This is a genomic window from Sphingomonas natans (genome assembly GCF_030546695.1).
GTDB classification, from domain to species: domain Bacteria; phylum Pseudomonadota; class Alphaproteobacteria; order Sphingomonadales; family Sphingomonadaceae; genus Sphingomonas_I; species Sphingomonas_I natans.
In genome coordinates, this window is sequence record NZ_JAUOTP010000003.1 from 528585 (window position 1) to 546198 (window position 17614).

Annotated in this window: 16 protein-coding genes; 8 read left to right on the plus strand and 8 right to left on the minus strand. The window is 63.9% G+C overall.

What is annotated here, in order from left to right:
* Window positions 1–13: 13 nt before the first annotated feature.
* Window positions 14–778: a TetR/AcrR family transcriptional regulator gene (locus tag Q4F19_RS09260; protein ID WP_303541816.1), complete on the minus strand. Its 765-nt coding sequence runs from the start codon at window positions 776–778 to the stop codon at window positions 14–16.
* Window positions 775–2640: an N-acyl-D-amino-acid deacylase family protein gene (locus tag Q4F19_RS09265; protein WP_303541817.1), complete on the minus strand. Its 1866-nt coding sequence runs from the start codon at window positions 2638–2640 to the stop codon at window positions 775–777. The genes Q4F19_RS09260 and Q4F19_RS09265 overlap by 4 nt, the downstream gene beginning before the upstream one ends.
* Before the next feature lie 162 nt (window positions 2641–2802).
* On the opposite strand from Q4F19_RS09265, the gene Q4F19_RS09270 reads away from it, so the two are divergent.
* From Q4F19_RS09270 to Q4F19_RS09285, 4 genes are all read left to right on the plus strand, one after another.
* Window positions 2803–3204: a VOC family protein gene (locus tag Q4F19_RS09270; protein WP_303541818.1), complete on the plus strand. Its 402-nt coding sequence runs from the start codon at window positions 2803–2805 to the stop codon at window positions 3202–3204.
* Window positions 3205–3250: 46 nt separating this feature from the next.
* A complete protein-coding gene (locus Q4F19_RS09275) occupies window positions 3251–4096 on the plus strand; it encodes an SMP-30/gluconolactonase/LRE family protein (RefSeq protein WP_303541971.1) in 846 nt (281 codons plus the stop codon).
* A gap of 65 nt (window positions 4097–4161) precedes the next feature.
* Window positions 4162–4515 (plus strand): nuclear transport factor 2 family protein, encoded by a 354-nt coding sequence (locus Q4F19_RS09280; RefSeq protein ID WP_303541819.1) that lies wholly within the window; start codon window positions 4162–4164, stop codon window positions 4513–4515.
* A 45-nt stretch (window positions 4516–4560) separates the two neighbouring features.
* Window positions 4561–5364 carry an SDR family NAD(P)-dependent oxidoreductase gene (locus Q4F19_RS09285; protein ID WP_303541820.1) on the plus strand — a complete coding sequence of 268 codons (804 nt, stop codon included), beginning with the start codon at window positions 4561–4563 and terminating at the stop codon, window positions 5362–5364.
* Window positions 5365–5401: 37 nt separating this feature from the next.
* Here the strand turns inward: Q4F19_RS09285 and Q4F19_RS09290 are convergent, their stop codons facing one another.
* The 6 genes from Q4F19_RS09290 to Q4F19_RS09315 all read right to left on the minus strand — a co-directional run bounded on the left by Q4F19_RS09290 (window position 5402) and on the right by Q4F19_RS09315 (window position 12873).
* Complete coding sequence (locus tag Q4F19_RS09290; RefSeq protein WP_303541821.1) at window positions 5402–7117, minus strand: N-acyl-D-amino-acid deacylase family protein; 1716 nt, start codon at window positions 7115–7117, stop codon at window positions 5402–5404.
* Window positions 7118–7275: 158 nt separating this feature from the next.
* Window positions 7276–8895, minus strand: coding sequence for a GMC family oxidoreductase (locus tag Q4F19_RS09295; RefSeq protein WP_303541822.1), 1620 nt, complete (start codon window positions 8893–8895; stop codon window positions 7276–7278).
* A gap of 27 nt (window positions 8896–8922) precedes the next feature.
* Window positions 8923–9513 carry a TetR/AcrR family transcriptional regulator gene (locus Q4F19_RS09300; RefSeq protein WP_303541823.1) on the minus strand — a complete coding sequence of 197 codons (591 nt, stop codon included), beginning with the start codon at window positions 9511–9513 and terminating at the stop codon, window positions 8923–8925.
* A 226-nt stretch (window positions 9514–9739) separates the two neighbouring features.
* Window positions 9740–11206, minus strand: coding sequence for an aldehyde dehydrogenase family protein (locus Q4F19_RS09305; RefSeq protein WP_303541824.1), 1467 nt, complete (start codon window positions 11204–11206; stop codon window positions 9740–9742).
* A gap of 42 nt (window positions 11207–11248) precedes the next feature.
* The gene (locus Q4F19_RS09310) at window positions 11249–11989 is read right to left on the minus strand and encodes an SDR family oxidoreductase (protein WP_303541825.1); all 741 of its coding nucleotides are present in this window, start codon (window positions 11987–11989) and stop codon (window positions 11249–11251) included.
* Between the two features lie 104 nt (window positions 11990–12093).
* On the minus strand, window positions 12094–12873 hold the full coding sequence (locus Q4F19_RS09315; protein ID WP_303541826.1) for a hypothetical protein: 780 nt from the start codon (window positions 12871–12873) through the stop codon (window positions 12094–12096).
* 212 nt (window positions 12874–13085) lie between these two features.
* On the opposite strand from Q4F19_RS09315, the gene Q4F19_RS09320 reads away from it, so the two are divergent.
* The 4 genes from Q4F19_RS09320 (at window position 13086) to Q4F19_RS09335 (ending at window position 17525) form a co-directional block, all read left to right on the plus strand.
* Window positions 13086–13934, plus strand: coding sequence for an alpha/beta fold hydrolase (locus tag Q4F19_RS09320; RefSeq protein ID WP_303541827.1), 849 nt, complete (start codon window positions 13086–13088; stop codon window positions 13932–13934).
* 78 nt (window positions 13935–14012) lie between these two features.
* A complete protein-coding gene (locus Q4F19_RS09325) occupies window positions 14013–14996 on the plus strand; it encodes an alpha/beta hydrolase (RefSeq protein WP_303541828.1) in 984 nt (327 codons plus the stop codon).
* Entirely contained in the window at window positions 14986–15654 is a 669-nt protein-coding gene (locus Q4F19_RS09330) for an SDR family oxidoreductase (protein ID WP_303541829.1), read from the plus strand. Before Q4F19_RS09325 ends, Q4F19_RS09330 begins: the two co-directional genes overlap by 11 nt.
* A gap of 197 nt (window positions 15655–15851) precedes the next feature.
* Entirely contained in the window at window positions 15852–17525 is a 1674-nt protein-coding gene (locus Q4F19_RS09335; protein WP_303541830.1) for an FAD-binding protein, read from the plus strand.
* Window positions 17526–17614 lie beyond the last annotated feature (89 nt).

Below are 17614 nucleotides of genomic sequence, written 5' to 3' on the forward strand. Positions count from 1 at the left end.
TCATCACGTGTCTCTAAGAATGCTGTCGCGTACCGTGGATGCCCGTCGCCCCACAATCGACCGGCGCGGATATCGCCTCGGCGGTGCCTGCAGTGGCCGACCGACCCGTCGACTGGCGCACGAATTCCACGAAGCGGGTCGCGATAATGTCGATCATCAACGGCTCGTTGGCGTCGAGACGATCCCATGCCGCACGATTGCTCTGGTCGAGCAGTTCATAGATCAGCAGCCACGCCTCGAGCCATCGCCGCTTTTGGCTCTCACGGGTGCGGTCTATGGCAAATGCCGGGATTGAGCGGCCCAGCCCTGCCACGATGTCGGCGATGAAGGTCTGCGCGTGCCCGGTGAATTCCTGATGCTCCGCATTGGCCTGCGTGAACACCCGGAGCAATTGCCGGTTCGCCCTGTCGGTCGCAAAAATCTCGACAATCCATGCCCGGACCGCCGAATAGGAGCGGAAGTCGCCGTCCGCGATCCGCAGATAGACCGGGGTCGTCGACGCCGCGGCGCGCACGAACAGTTCGCCCGCAATGGCAGCCTTGCCCGTGAAATGCCGGTAGACCGTCATGCGACTGGTGTCCGCAGCGGCCGCAATCTCTTCGATGGAAACCGGGAAATATCCTTTTCCCCGAAACAGCTCGAGCGAGGCGGCAAGGATTTTCTCGCGATAGCCCTTGCGTCCACGCGGCTCTGGTGCGCCACAAGCAGACTGGTTGGAAGGAAACGGCGTTTCCGCCGCCTCCTCGCGCGCGTCCCAACTCGTGGCGGGCGCCCTCATTCGGCCGCCATCGCCAGAACCATGCTCTGCTCGGGCCCGATGAAGTCGCCCGGGAAGCGCCCCGTAAAGGCACCGTTGTCAAAGATCGGGACACCGTTGACGAGGGTCAGCCGCATCGGCGCGGGGGCCCGCGTGTAGCGGTAGGTTCGCCCGCCCTTGCCATCCAGCACATCCCAGATCTTCTCTTCCGGACGCCGCTCGATCTCGGCGAGGTTGAAGACCGCGATGTCGGCAACCTTGCCCTGCTCGATCAAGCCGCGATCGTTCAGACCAAAGAAATAGGCGAGCTTCCCGGTCATGACGTGCACCGCCTCCTCGATCGACAGAATGGCGCGATCGCGAACATATTCGGTCAGCAGCAGCACGTTGTCACCATTGCCGCAGAACATCTTGCCGTGCGCGCCGCCGTCGGAAACGTTGCCGACCGAGCGGCTGTCGCGAAACATCGCCAGCATCGCATCATCATCGTTCGGCAGGGATTGCTTGTGGACGACGGACTCGGCTCCGTTCTTGAAAACCCAATCTGCCAAGGCATCCGACGGATGGGCGATACCCGACTGCTCGATATAATCCGCAAGGGTGATGCCGACCGGCCCCCACCCGGACTCGCTCTCCTTGAAGGTCAGCTTCGTGGAGTCGCGCAGGTAGGAGTGCGAGTAGGTATCCTGATCCCAGGCGACGCGCGCCCGCGCCAGCCAGTCGGGATCGGTCAGGAGCGCACTTTTCTCGTCCCACGTCTTGGCGTTGACGACCTCCTGCCAGACCGGATTTCCGTTCTGCGCAAACACCAGCGACCGCCCAAAATTGATGACGGAGGTCGGCGAGACATGATGATAGGCAGTCCAGATCTCGGCGCCACCTTCCGCCTTGAACTGCTCGTGCAGCAGGGCGGACGGCTTTCCGCCCTCAAGGGCGTATTTGAGGGTCGGCAGACCCAGCCAGTGCATCCGCGCGCCGGTTTCCTTCGCCATCCGTCCCAGCCGCTCGACCTGCTTGGGCCCGGTCATGTGGAAGAAATGATCGACGACAACCTGGAAGGTCGCGCCGTCATAGCGCGCGACCACCTCCAGCAGGGCGCGATATTCGGCATCGTCTGCCAGTTGCGAGGGGAGCGGTCGCTCAAACTTGTCATGGTCAAGCTGGTTGGAGGACAGGCCCAGGGCACCCGCGGCAAGCGCATCGTCGAGCAAGGCGCACATCTTCTGGATCTCGTCAGACGTTGCCGCGCGAGTCCACGCCTCCTGCCCCATCACATAGAGCCGCATGGGGATATGCCCGCAGAATGCGGCGAAGTTCACTGGAACCGTCACATTGCGCAGCATCGACGCCTTATACTCGCTCCAGGTTTCCCAGTCCCATGGCACATTCTTTTCCATCGGTTCTTCGGGGATGTCCTCGAAGAAATTGAAGATCTCGATGATGCTCTGTCGATCTTCGGGGTTCTTGGGCGCCGGCGCCATCGAGAATCCGCAATTGCCGTTGATGGAGGTCGTGATCCCGTAAGCCGGCAAAGGCTCCATGTTCGGTGCCCACCAGACACCCCCATCCCAGTGGTTGTGCGATTCGATGAATCCGGGTGTCACGTAGCAGCCGGTCGCATCGATCACGCGCTCGCCGACCGTGCTCGAAAGCGCCTGACCGATTTCGGTGATCCGACCGCCACTGACTCGGACATCCGACGGATAGGCCGCCGCACCCGAACCATCGACGACGGTTCCACCTTTGATAAGCAAGCGAAAATTCATGGCAACTCTCCCATCGCCGTTTGGCTTCGAGCCTAAATTGTTACACACTGTAACGATACACGATCGCTCGGTAAAGCCATCCCACGGACTTGCGAAGATAGAACGCATATGGTGCATTGCGTTCTTGCAGCAATAAACCGACCGCGGACAGGCTGACGATGAACCGGCGGCGCGCTAAGAGGATGGCATGGACAAGCAAGCAGCAGGACGGATCGACACGGGTCGATCTCCACGAGCGGGCGTATCCGCCCCGACCTCTTCGTGCCGGACGCTTGGAGCATGATAAACGATTTCGCCGGCGCCAGGTTTGCTTTCGCAAAGCTCATCGTCAACAACCTCGACAGGTCCGCTGCCTTCTACCGGACGGTGTGCGAATATGGCGAGGGTCAATGGGTTGAGGCGGATCTCGCCGGTCGCCCCATTGCCGAGGTCATCTTCCGCAAACCGGAGGGCGGCATGGAATTGGCCATCCTTGCTTATCTCGATGGTACGACCTCGGCCGCCGGCGATGTCACCATCGCCTTCGATACCGCTGATCTTGACGCGTTCGAGCATCGATTGGTGGCAGCCGGCGGGACGATTGTCGCACCGATCAAGGCTCTCGAATTCGGCGGCAACTCTCTGCGGATCGCTTTCTACCGCGACATTGACGGATACCTGCTGGAGGTCATGGAACGATGACCATCAGGATCGTCGGTGCCGCCCCAAACCGGACCGGGCGCGAACAATGACAACGATCAAAATCCTGCTCGACCGGCTGGTCTTTCCTGAATGCCCGAGATGGCGCGGGGGCTCGCTCTGGTTTGCAGATTGCCATGACGGCAAGGTCATTCAAATGAGCCCCGACGGTGATGTCGTCAGCGCGTTCGAGGTGCCAGGCGGCCCCGCCGGAATGGGCTGGTTGCCGAATGGCGATCTGATTGTCGTGTCGATGGCGGAGTTGTGCGTCTATCGCAGGGGCGTCGACGGGCAGCTTGTGCGTCATGCCGACCTGTCGGGCCACTTCCGCCATCATGCCAACGATATGGTCGTCGATCAGGCCGGATATTCCTATGTCGGCGAGGTCGGCTTTCGCCCGGACGAGGAAGCGCGGTCCACGTCAGTCCTGCTGATCCGGCCCGATGGTGCGGTCGCGGTGGCGGCCGAGGACATGATGACCCCGAACGGGTCCGTCATCGACGACGATCACAGCTATCTCGTTGTCGCGGAATCGCGTGAGCGGCGATTGATCCGGTTCAAGATCGGCACCGGCGGCGCTCTGTCGGATCGTCGCATTTTCGCGCAGCTCGGACCCGATGAGGTCCCTGACGGCATTTGCCTCGATGCGGAGGGTTGCATCTGGGTCGCCTCGCCCCGCGCCCATGCCGTGATCCGCGTGCATCCGTCAGGTCATGTGCTGGAACGGATCGAGACCGGTCGGCTGAAGCCCTACGCCTGCATGCTGGGCGGAGCGGATCGGCGCGATCTCTTTGTCTGCCTCGCCCGGGATCATGACCCGTCCGCGACCAGGCGCGAACGTCGTGGCGCCATTGGCACGGTGCGGGTCGAAACGCCCGGCAGCGGTCGTCCCTGAACGACTTGGCCTGTCCCCCGGCTGGAGAAGCACCCATGAATGATCCGAAAGAGGCATCCGCTGTCGTGCTGGGCCTGTTCGAGGCCTGGCATCGGCTCGATCTGGAGTCGGTGATGCTGGGTATCGCGCGGGACGCGATATTTCTTCCCGATCCTGGTGCGGAGCCCGTGCGCGGCTACGAGGCAATCCGCACTTTGTGGGCGCGTTACATGAGCCTGTTCCAATCCTACAGGTGCGAGGTCCGGACAATTCTTTCGTCCGACAGACTGGTTCTGATGGAGCGCGTCGAACACATTTTGCGGGTCGACGGACAAGTGATCACAATTCCGGTCGCAGCGGCCTTCGAGCTTGATGCGGATGGCAAGATCACAAGCTGGCGCGATTATTGGGATCCTGCGGTGGCGAAGCCCGCACCGTGATCCGACCGCCAGATCGCCGCGACCTCGTCAGTGCGGGTCCCCAGCATGCATGAGACCCTCATTCGCGACTTTGCCATGGACGGTCGCGTCGCCGTCGTGACCGGCGCTGGCTCCGGAATCGGTCAGGAGGCTGCCTGCGTTCTGGCCGAAGCGGGCGCCGATCTAGTGCTCGCGGACATCAACGCCGACGGTCTTGCCGAAACCGCTCGGCTTGTGAGGGAGCGCGGTCGAACAGCGGCGCCACTTCCGGTCGACATTGCAGACCGCAGCGCGGTGGACGACCTGGCCGACGCCGCCGTGCAGGCGCTCGGAAAGGTCGATGCCTGGGTCAACGGTGCCGGGATACTTCACCCGTTCGCGATCCTAGAGGCAGAGGAAGCGACGCTCGACCGCTTGCTCAACATCAACCTGAAAGGCACCTATTGGGGCTGTGCTGCGGCAGGCCGCGTGATGAAGCCCCGTGGTGGCGGCGCCATCGTGAATATCTCGTCGGCCGCCGCGGACAATCCCGTCGCCGCGCTGTCCGGCTACGCAATGACCAAGGCTTCGATCAACATGTTGACGCGCACGGCGGCGGTCGAGTTCGGATCGTTCAATTGCCGGGTCAACGCGATTGCACCCGGCTTCGTTGAAACCGCCTTGGTCGCCGGTGCCTATTGTGATGAGCAGGGACGGATCGATCCCGAGCGACGAGAGGCCTTCCTGCGAGACCGTGCCGCAGCCACCCCGCTCGGCACGACCGGACGGCCGCGAGACATTGCTCTGGCGATCCTTTATCTCGTGTCGGATGCAAGCCGCTTCGTGACGGGCCAGGTCCTTCGCCCCAATGGCGGTGTCGTGATGCCGTGAAGCCGTGAAGCCCTGCCCCGTCCGTTCGGCCGGGGTTTCACTGTACGGGCATCGGCCGGCTGCCCCGGACGAGCCGGCCCGGCAGTTGATCGGTCGGCTGGTCATCGCGTCGGATGAGCGTCCCGTTCACGAAGGTTGCCGCATAGCCCCGGACAGGCTGGTTGATACGCTTGCCCCCAGCAGGCAGATCGTAGACGACTTCAGGCACGGCCATGCTCAACCGGTCATGGTCGATGATGTTGAGATCGGCCTTGTACCCTGGTGCGAGCCGACCACGGTCCCGAAGCCGCATGGCGTCCGCCGGTTGCGAAGTCAGCATTCGGACGACTTCTCCAACCCCGAGGCGCTCTCGCGTCCGGTCCCGCGTCCAGTAGCTCAGCAGAAAGGTCGGGTAGGTACCGTCGCAGATCATTCCGTAATGCGCGCCGGCATCGGCTAGGCCCAGAACCGTGTCGGCGTTTCGCAGCAGCTCCGGCATGAAGTCGAGGCTTCTGTCTGCGTAATCGGTGTATTGCAGAAAGAACATGGCCCTGCCGTCGTCAGCGAGCATCAAGTCATAGGCAAGCGCTAGCGGGTCGATCCCGCGAGCTCGTGCCATGGCTGCCACACTTTGATCGGCACGAGGTTCGTACTCCGGTGTCTCACCGCAGGGATACATCAAATGAAAATTGCGACCGATCGTGTGGAACGGCAGGCCGATGTCGATGGGCTCCTCCGACAACAGTCTTGATCGGAAGCCAGGATCGCGAAGCCTGGTCAGTTTGTCCGTCATCGGCAGGTGGGCGATGGCGCGGAAACTGGGGCACAGGCAGAATGGATGGATCGTGAGATCGAAGTTGACGTAAAGGCCGAACCGACGGGGGTAGACCTGCGCCCTGATCTCGCTGCCCCTGGCGTTCATGCGCGCCACCTGCTGCAGCATATCGCGCCACTGCGACTGGCCGAGCGAAAACGAGCCGCTCGCCGCTCCGCTCGCCACGACACGGTGGAACATCTCGAGATCGTCGCTCGCGTGGACACTGTTCATATCGGCGATGGCGGATGCTTGCCAGACGCCGCCGCCCGCCTCCTTCATCGCCTCGGCAATGACATGCAGTTCCTGCTCGGCGACACCGAATGTCGGCACCGGATCCCCATCTCGCGTGCGATGCGTGAAGAGCTGAGAGGTGCTGACACCCATCGCCCCAGCCCGGATGGCTTCCCTGGTCAGATCGGCCATCCGCCGCAGATCATCCTGCGTCGCCGCCTCACGATCTGCACCGCGCTGTCCCATGGCATATACCCGCAGCGGCATGTGCGGCAGCATGGAGGCGATATCGATGTCATGGGCGCGCCGCTCCAGGGCATCCAGATATTGGGGATAGGTCTCCCAATCCCAGCTCAGCCCCTCCGCCATCACGGCATCGGGAATATCTTCAACCCCTTCGGTGACCGCCAGGAGCAGGTCCCTGTCCTCAAGGCGGCAGGGTGCAAAGCCGACGCCACAACTTCCCATGACAGCGGTCGTCACGCCGTTTGCCGAGGAAGGCGACAGGCGCGCCGACCAGATCGCCTGACCATCGTAATGCGTGTGAAGATCGACGAAGCCCGGCGTCACGATCTTATCCTTTGCATCGAACTCTACGATGCCGGATTCCGGAACCTCGCCGACCTTCACGATGACGCCGCCGCTGATGGCGACATCGACATTCCTGGGCTCTGTCGACGTTCCGTCGAAGACGGTCCCGTTGCGAATGACGATATCGATCTGCATCCCCATCATCCTCGACAGTGAGGACCGCGCTGGGCCCCCTTGTTTATAATCCGCTCGACGAAGGCAGTGGGCCTGCCTGTTCGAGACCGTCTGTCCGCCTGCCATCCCAAGGGCTGCGAAGCGGCATGAGCAGACAGACGTTCGAGCCTGCGGCCTGTTCAGGCACTGTGCGCGTGATCGCTCAGGATGAAATCCGCGGCCATGAGCCCGGCCATCATGGCAGGCCCATTCGTGTTGCCTGACACCAGTGTCGGGAAGAAGGACGTGTCGCAGACCCGCAGTCCTTCGACACCGCGCACGCGCAGGCGGCAGTCGACCACGGCCTTGTCATCGGTTCCCATCCGCGCCGTGCCTGCTGAATGGAAGCACGTTCCTCCAAACGACATGGCGTTCGCCAGGATATCTTCGTCGGTCTGGATCGCAGGCCCGGGCAGCAATTCCTCCTCGACCCATTTGGTCAAGGCGGGCTGCGCCGCGAGGCGTCGGTTCCACCGTGTCGCGGCGACGAACTTCTTGCGGTCGATCTCCGCGGAGAGGAAATTGACGTTTACATAGAGTGGCGCATCCGGATCGGAGGACTGGATACGAACCTCGCCCTGGCTTTCGGGACGGGTAAAATAGGTCACGAACGTGATGCCGGGAAAGGGATCCAGCCCGATCTTGCCGGCCTTGTCGACGCTGCTCGAGAGAGACATCAGTCCGAACTGGAGATCGGCATGATCCAGATCGTCGCTCGACTTGGCAAAGCCGCCGACCTCATGCGCAGCGTGGCTCATCGGGCCGCTCTTGAACAGGAAGTAACGCAGGGCCGTCACGATGGCACGCTTGCCGCTGAGCGATGCGTTCTGACTGTTGCCCTTCACTCTGAGGCGCAGGTCCGTGTGGCGATGCTCGCGCAAATTCTTGCCGACGTTCGGCGCATCGACCACGACGTCGATACCGAGCGACCGCAGCAGCGCAGCATCCCCGATACCGGACAGTTGAAGCAGTTTCGGCGTTTGAAATGCGCCGCCCGAGACGATGATTTCCTTGTCGGCGCGCACGGACTGGATCGCGCCATCCTTGCTGCGCAGCCTGATCGCTACCGCGCGCTTGCCCTCGAACTCGATCCGCAGGGCATCGGTCTCTGTCGCAATCTCGAAATTGCTGCGGGTCTTGGCATCGGTCAGGAATGCCTTGGCGGCGCTTTCCCTGCGTCCGCGGTGGCGCGTGGTCGGCTGGTAGCCGAGCCCCCCTTCGCGGGTCGTCTTCGGATTGTTCACGTCGGCGACGCGGGCAATGCCCATCTCCTCGCCCGCCGCGATGATATCGTCGAAGAGCGCATCCCCCTTGGGATGTGTCGTCAGCCTGAGCGGCCCATGCCCTCCTCGCGATTCGCCCGCACCGAGATCATGATTTTCGAGTTCGACGAACTTCTGCTCGACCGACTTCCAGTCCCAGCCTTCGCAACCCGCTGCGGCCCAGCCGTCATAGTCCATAGGCGCGCCTCGCATATAGACCATGCCATTGACCGAGCTCGACCCGCCCAGCGTCTTGCCGCGGAACCAGCGCTCGCTCGGGCCATTGCCACCGGTCTGCACGTCATATTCCCAGATGACCTTGCTTCCCGGATTGGCGATGACGCCAATCCCGCGGGGCATATGGATAAACGGATTCTTGTCCGCCGGGCCGCTTTCGACGAGCAGCACGCTGTTCCCGCGATCGGCAGACAGGCGTTCCGCTAGCGCACATCCGGCGGATCCAGCGCCGACGATGATATAGTCGTAACGATCCTTCAACAGCTGTCTCCTGGCGAACCCGCGCGGCTAGCCGCGCATCTCGCGGATGGCGATTTCGACCAGTCGGGCTTCGGCTCGAGCCAGGCGAACGATATAGGTCAGACGTGCATCCTCACCCTCGAGGCGCGCATTGGCCGCGAAGTTCGGGTTGATTAGCACGGTCGCGACGCGCTCAAGACCCGTGAAGAGGACCGTGGCACAGTCGATACTCTCCGTGTCGCCCTCGCCCGGTGGCTCGGCCGCAGGCCACATCTGTTGGTGCAGCAAGGCGATCAGCGGGGCGCTCGTCTCCTGTCGATAGGCCGTGAGACGCTCGTCCCCGGCATCGGCGAAATTGTTGCGCATCTGCATCAACCGCGCATGGCGCTGCCAGAAGTCGAAATGCGCGCGGACGAAGGCGACGCTGCGCTCGCGCAGCTGATCGTCCGGCCAACGCACCTGAAGACAGTCGACGAACGCATCCCCCTGCTGGTCGGCGGACCTGCGCAGCACCGCAAGCAGCAGATCGCCGATGTCGGGGAAGTAGAGATAGAGCGCCGACATCCCCATGCCCGCCTCGCGCGCGATGGCGCTCAGCGTGATCGGCACCGCGTCAGGGTCGTCGAGCAGCTTCTCCATCGTCTTGATGATGCGCTCTCGGGTTTCCTGCCCTTTTCGGCCAAGCCTCTGCCCCGACAGATTGTGGGTGGCGGGCTTGCTATCGACGCAGGACCGCTCCGGCGCAGGATCAGCCCTTGTTTGGTTTGCTTGCGTCTTCATGAGAAGCCAGCTTTCATCCCTTTTTGTAGCGGGTGACCGACCGAGACCCGGTCCTGAGACGCCGGATCATGATCGGTCCGCTTCCTCAGGCACCGACCGAGATGACCTTGGTCTCGAGATATTCGTCAAACCCTTCGGCGCCCCATTCCTTGCCGATACCGCTCTGCTTGTATCCTCCAAAGGGAAGATCAACTGCGATCGACAGGCCGCCGTTCACGCCGACCGTGCCGGTTCGAATGCGCTTGGCGACGCGCATCGCGCGTTCGGGATCCGCCGAGCGCACCGCGCCCGACAGGCCATAATCGCTGTCGTTTGCGATGCGGATCGCATCTTCCTCGTCCTCGAACGGGATCACGACAAGCACCGGTCCGAAAATCTCCTCGCGGGCGATCTTCATGTCGTTCGTGACATCGACGAAGCAGGTCGGCTCGACGAAAAATCCATTGCCCTTGTCGGACGCGACGTTGCCGCCGGCGATGAGGCGAGCACCTTCGGCTTTCCCAGCCTCGATAAAGCCCATCACCCGGTCGCGCTGGCGGGCCGAGATGAGCGGGCCCATGACGTTGTTCGGGTCCTCGAAATCGCCCCAGGCCTGCGAATATCCGGCATAGGCGGCTTCGAGCACGGCCACCGCCTCGTCATAGCGACTGCGCGGCACGAGCAGACGGGTGATCGTCGCGCAGCCCTGCCCGGCATGGAAGCATACGATCGACTGGGCCACCGCGGTGGCGAAATCGGGCGTGTCCTCCAACAGAATGGCGGCAGATTTGCCGCCGAGCTCGAGGAAGATGCGCTTCAGCGTATCGGCGCCCTTTTCCATGATGCGCTTGCCGACGCCGGTCGACCCCGTGAAAGAGATGAGGTCCACCCGCTTGTCGGTCGTCAGCATCTCACCGAGCAAGGCCGGATCCTTGCCCGTCACGACATTCAGCACGCCCGCGGGGAACCCCACCTTGGCGGCAAGTTCCCCGACGATGGCGCTGAGCAGGGGCGTGTCGGGAGCCGGCTTGATGATGACGGTGCAGCCAGCGAGGAGCGCCGGGATCACCTTCCCGACCGTGATATAGAAAGGTACGTTCCAGGGTGTGATGACGCCCACCACGCCGGCCGCTTCCTTGACGAGCGTGCGCTTGCTGGCGATGCCCCAGCTCGAGCGATCGCCGAGCGGCTTTTCCCATTCGATCGTATCGAAAATCTCGAACAGGGTGTCGATGTCGTTGAGCGGGCCGTCGACATGCGCGATGCGAACGCCCAGCACGGCGGCTCCCACTTCGTGTCGTGCAATCTCGGACAGACGCTCCCGCTCGGCCTTCAGCGCTTCGCCAAGCTTTTTCACCAGCTTACGGCGCAGGGCGATATTGGTCGACCAGTCCGTCTCATCGAAGGCGTGGCGCGCCGCCGCGATGGCCTCTTCCATGTCGGCAGCCGAAGCATCGGCGGCATAGGCGACGATCTCGCCGGTCCACGGGCCGATATCTTCATATTTCGCACCGCCTTCGGCGTCCCGAAGTTTGCCGGCGATGTAGAGCTGGCCATCCGAAAACAGGGTCATGACGTTGGTCCTTTCTGGGTCGGTCTGGAGCGCGTTGCGCCCTCAGCCGGCCGGCCGGCTCTGGAAGCTGACGACACCGATATGCACGTCGGCCGGCGCGTCGATGACGGTGCGGAAGATATGAACCGTGGAGGCATATTGCGAAATTCCGCGCTCCATGACGTGATGGCCACGCTTGGTTGCGGCTTCGAAAAACCGCCCGGCAGCAACCGCATCATGTTCGGCCGACGAACCGGGGCCGGTCATCTGGCCCGCCCGGACGGTGGTCACGCGGATGCCCTTGCCCATGAGCTCCAGGTTGAGATCCCGGCTGAACTGCTCGAGACCCGCTTTGGTCGCCTGATACGGAATGAGGTGCGGGAGTGTGACCTCGACCGACTCCGACGACACATTGATGATGTGTCCGCCAGCGCCGAGCAGCGGGATTGCAGAACGGGCGCACAGCATCGGCCCGGCCAGGTTCGCCATCACCGCATCGATGATCTGCTTGTCGCTCGCTTCCTCCAGCACCAGCATCTGAAATACCGCTGCATTGTTGATCAGCGCGTCGATGCGCGGGTAACGCTCGGCGATCTGCGCGAAGGCAGCCCGGACCGAATCCGGAGACGAGACCTCGCACTCGATCGCCACGGCATTTTCGCCGATCTCATCGGCTACCGCCTGCACCTTGGAGAGGGTGCGGCCGAGCATGATCACCGTGTCGCCGTCGGCGGCGAAGCGCTGCGAGATGGCGCGACCGAGACCGCCGTTCGCGCCTGTAATGACAATGACCTTGCCAGGCATAATAATCGCGCCTCTTCCTGTGATTGATGCCGACGGAGCGGCGGGCTTTCATGACGTCGTGGCGGCCGGGCGGCAACCGGACGAGCATCGCTAGGGCGATACCCTCATCTCGCGGACGGCCCGCGCCCCGGATATGGCGACCAGTCCCCACCATAAGCCACGCCGCCCGGCCAGAATTCCGTTCCGCTGATCTTGCTGAAATAGTGCACGGTCCTCGCCAGGGAGCCGGCGCTCGACCGTGGCAGCATCGCGATCCCGCTCGGGCTGTGCCCGAGCGCGCGGGCGGCAAAGTCCTCGACGGTGAAGGCCAGATCGTCGGTCTGCTGCGCGGTCATCACCAGCTGGTCTCCCGGGCAATAGCGTTTGGGTTCGACCTGGATCGGCGACAGCTCCCCGCGGATCATGGCGACATGCCCGGGCACGTTGGCGACCTCGACGCTGTGCACGTTTTCGTACCAGTCCTGATATTCGCGATACCGGCCGATCGTGTAATTGCCGAGAATGATGCTGATCCCCGAAAACGGCTTGTCCTTCTGCCAGTTGGGGCTGCCCTTCCAGTCGCCGAACAGCCGATAGGTATACAGGCGCTCGGTATCGTCGTCGGCGACCAGGCCGGCGTCCCGGGCATCCGCCACCAGCGGCCCGAGGGCTGGAACATCGATCGCGGGGTCGGGCAGATCGAACTCATAGACGCTCATATAGCGCCAGGGCTGCGGCGCATCGGGACCGCTGATCTGGTCTTTGGTGACCTCGAACCGATCCGCCATTCGCAGACCGCGCAGGCCGCCGAGAGCCAGGCGGTGCGGACCGTCGAACCAGGCCGCATACTCCTCGGTCCGCTCCACAGGCACGTTGTGCAGATGGATTGTGGTATAGAGCGCCACTCATCGTCCCCTGGAATTCTTCACGATTTCGCGCAGCATGTCCGCGCCATCGGAGAGCCGCAATCAAGGAGGCCGGATCGGCACGACATATCGCCCGCATGGTATCGCAGACCCTCAAGGCATCGCCTGGACGAAGAAGTGGCCAGGTGGCGTGACAGGGCATGCGAACGCTGCAACATCGGCCGAAATCCGACAGTTCGACGAGACCAGACATGCAGCCGACGCTGGAAGCGAGACGATTTCTGGGTGACGGCGTCTCCCTCGCGGCCGATGTTTCCGGACCGCTGAAGGGACAGCCGATCCTGTTCCTGCATGGCGGCGGGCAGACCCGGCACAGCTGGGGCAATGCGGTCATCGAGGCCGCGCGCCGCGGCTTTCACGCCGTCACTCTCGACCTGCGCGGGCACGGCGAGAGCGACTGGGCGCCCGACGGCGTCTATGCCATGGAGACCTTCTGCGCGGACGTGCGCCTGGTGATGGCCTCGCTCGAACGGGCTCCGGTCATCGTCGGTGCGTCGATGGGCGGCCTGGTGGGTCTGGTCGTCGCGGCCGCCCCGCCTCCACCCGTCGCGGCCCTCATCCTGGTCGATGTCTCCATCCGGCTGGAGCCGGAAGGCACGCGGGAAATCGGAGCGTTCATGACGAGCGCACCGGACGGCTTCGCCTCGCTCGACGAGGCGGCCGATGCCGTCTCCGCTTACCTGCCGCACCGGCCACGGCCCAAGGATACATCAGGGCTGCTGCGCAATCTGCGCCTGCACGAGGATGGTCGCTACAGATGGCATTGGGACCCCGCATTCATCCGACCGGCGTCCGGCAACAAGGCGCCGGATCCGGCTCTTCTCGAGAGCGCGGCCGCCAACCTCTCCGCACCGACCCTGCTTGTCCGCGGCGGCAAGAGCCGGGTGGTGAGCCGCCAGGGCGTGGACGAATTCCTCGCGCTCGCACCGCATGCGCAATATGTCGATGTGGCCGGCGCAGACCATATGGTCGCCGGCGATGCCAATGACAGCTTCAACGCTGCCATCTTCGACTTCATCGAGCAGCTCGACCTTGTCTGAGAAGCGGATCCGCTGCGGGGAAGCCAGGCTGGCGGCATCGTCATTTGCCGGAGACGGTCGCCTGAGGCGCATGGCGCAATGACGGACGCGGATACCGCCGCCGCGCTGCACCCGTTCTATCGGGCGATCATCGACGCCTATGCCCAGGCCGGCCGGCCGTTCTTCCATCAGCTGTCACCAGGCGACGCCCGTGCGATGCTCGATGCCAGTCTCGCCGCGGCGCCGTCTCCGGTGAACCTCCCGCAGCTGGCCGAGATCATCGACGCGGTGATCCCTGGACCGCATGGTCCGATCCCGATCCGACGGTATCGGCCCCAAGGTGGGGTTCTGGGTCAGTGCCTTTATTTTCACTCGGGCGGTTGGGTCCTGGGCGGCCTCGATCAGGCCGACACGACCTGCCGGCGGCTCGCGGCAGCCGCCGGATGCGAAGTGATCAGCGTTGCCTATCGGCTCGCGCCTGAACATCCCTTCCCGCAACCTCTGGACGACGCCTACGCCGCCTTGACCTGGGCGGCCGACCGCGGGCCGCCGCTGGTCATCGCCGGCGAGAGTGCCGGCGGTAATCTGGTGGCCGCATGCGCGATCCGCGCGCGCGATGAGGGCATGGCCGCAATCGCAGGCATGTTCCTCGGCTATCCGGTGACCGACGCCGCGCTCGACACGGCCTCCTACAAGGAGATCGGCGACAGGAACTGGCTTTTGTCCACCAAGGACATGGCGTGGTTCTGGGATCAATATTGCCCGGACGGGATCGACCGCAGCCATCCCTGGCTGTCGCCGCTGCGGGTTGCAGACGCCGCCCATCTTCCGCCCACCATGATCTGCCTGGCGGAACTGGATCCGCTTCGCGAAGAGGGACTGGCATTTGCCGACCGGCTGAGTGCGAGTGGTGTCCCGGTAGTGCTGCGCCGGGACGCGGCCGTCACCCATGGCTATCTCGCTGCCGCCGGTATTCTCGACGTCTCGACCGCGGCGCTGGCCCAGGCGGGCGAATGGATCCGTACCACGCTGCACGCAGCGTCCACGCGCGAGACACAAACAGGAGGGCGCGATGGCGCTTAAGGTGATCGTTACTGGAGGTCTTGGCGCTTGGGGTCGGGCCGTCTGCCAGACACTCGGAGCAAAAGGCTTCGACGTGGCCGTGGTGGATTTGGCGCCTGCGCCCGAAGGTGGAGACGCGCCCATCTTCGGTGGCGTCGATCTGGCGGAGGAGACTGCGGTAGCGGACGCTTTCAGGCAAGCCGTCGCGCGACTTGGTGGCCTGGACGGCGTCGTCAATATCGCGGGCGGTTTTGTGTGGGAGACGGTCGCCGAGGGATCGATCGAAACCTGGGATCGCATGTTTCGCATGAACCTGCGGACCGCGGCTGTGTCCTCGCGTGCAGCCCTCGCTTATCTCTCGACCGGCGGCGCGATCGTCAATGTCGGTGCGGCTGCCGCCGCAAACGTAGCGACGGGGATGGCCCCTTATGCCGCCTCAAAAGCGGGCGTGATGGCGCTGACCGAGGGCCTGGCCGATGAAGTGCGCGCCAAGGGCATCCGGGTGAATGCGGTCCTTCCGACCATCATCGACACGCCGACCAACCGTCAGGACATGCCCGATGCCGACACGAGCGGCTGGGTGAAGCCCGCTTCGGCCGCCAACGTCATCGCCTTCCTGCTGTCCGACGAGAGCGCCTCGATCACGGGCGCCGGCCTTCGGCTTTCGCTCGGCGGCTGACGCCCCGCTCACACTGCCGCGTGGCGCCTGCCGCGCCCTGATCAGGCCTGCGATTTCCGGCGTCTGCGACCGCCAATCATCGCCCCAACGATCCTCTGACCGTCGCTTCGCACGGCCGAGACTTGTACGCTCGAAACACCGATGACGGTGGGCGCACGAATGGCTCGCCTCCTCTCGCGCAGACCACAGAGGTATTGATGAGCAGTTTCGACGAGACCCAGGATTTCGTGGTGGTGGGCAGCGGCGGCGGCTCGATGTGCGCGGCCCTGGTGATGCGCTCGGCCGGCAAGTCGGTCCTGATCCTGGAGAAAACCGACCTCATCGGCGGCACGACCGCGCGCTCCGGTGGGGTGATGTGGATACCCAACAATCCTTTCATGAAGGCAGCGGGCGTCCCGGACAGTCTTGAGCAAGCCTCCACCTATCTCGATCATGTCGTCGGCGACCATAACGACACGCCAGGGGCCTCGCGCGCGCGACGTCGAGCCTATCTCATCCAGGGTCCGCGCATGTTGGACTTCCTGATCGGCAAAGGCCTCAAATTCTCGCGGATCGCGCAGTGGCCGGACTATTATGACGAGGCGCCCGGAAGCTCCGTGCCCGGACGTACCGTCGTCGCCGATCTGTTCGACGTCAATCGGCTCGGCGATGCCAAGTCCCTCCTGCGTCCGAACTTCCTGAATCTGCCGGCACCGCTCGAAGACGTGATGAAGCTGCCGCACGTGAAAAAGAGCTGGGCCGCCAAGAAGGCGCTGGCGCGGATGGGCGTGCGCGCGCTCGTCGCCAAGGTGACCGGCAAGAAATATGTCACCGCCGGCGCGGCCTTGCAAGGTCAGATGTTTCTCGCGGCGCGGACCGCTGGCGTCGATCTTCGCGTCAATTCCGCGGTCAGCCAATTGATCGTGGAAGACGACGCGGTGACGGGCGTCGTGACCGAGAAGGACGGCAAGCCTTGGCGGATCGGCGCGCGGCTGGGCGTGCTCGTGAACGCGGGCGGCTTCGCGCTGAACCAGCAGATGCGCGACCAATATATTCCGGGCAGCTCGACCAAGCATACGAGCGTGATCGAGTCCGATACGGGCGAGATGATCCTCGAAATGACGCGCGCAGGTGCCGCCCTCGCGCAGATGGATGCGACGATCGGCAGTCCGCTCTCATTGCCGCCGGGCGGCGAGGAGTGGCCCATCAAGCCGGGCGCGCAGAATGTCGCGGCCGCGCCCCACGCCATTCTGGTCGACCAGTCGGGCGTCCGCTATCTCAACGAAGGCGGTTCCTACACCGAATTCTGCCAGCGCATGGTGGAACGCGACAAGGAAGTGCCGGCGCTGCCGAGCTACGTCGTCTTCGACAGCGATGCGATGGCGAGCACCATGATCGCCGGTACGCTGCCGGGCGCCAGGAAACCCGACCCATGGTATGAGCAGGGATATCTGAAGAAAGCCGACACGATCGATGCTTTGGCGGGTCTGCTCGCCATCGACCCGGCGGTGCTGCGCAAGACGGTCGATCGCTTCAACGGCTTCGTCGCAGCGAACAAGGACGACGACTTCAAGCGTGGCGCGCGCGCTTATGACCGTTGGCTCGGCGACCCTTTCCACAAGCCGAGCGAGACATTGGGGACAATCGGCAAGGCCCCCTTCTATGCCATTCCCGTCATTCCCGGCGACGTCGGAACGATGGGCGGGGTGGTGACGGACGAGCAGGCGCGCGTGCTTCGCGAAGATGGCAGCCCCATCGCGCGTCTCTATGCGACCGGGGTCTCGACCGCGTCGGTGATGGGCCGCACCAGCCCCGGGTCGGGCGTCAATATCGGCCCGTCCTTCGTCTGGGGCTTCGTTGCCGCCAATCACGCCCTCACGGTCGCAGGCTGAGCCGCAGGCCGGTTTCTATCTCTCGGCACCGGCCGCGCATCGCCCCGGCGGATTCGCGGCGGTGCGCTTGCCCTGCCCATCCGGGCGGT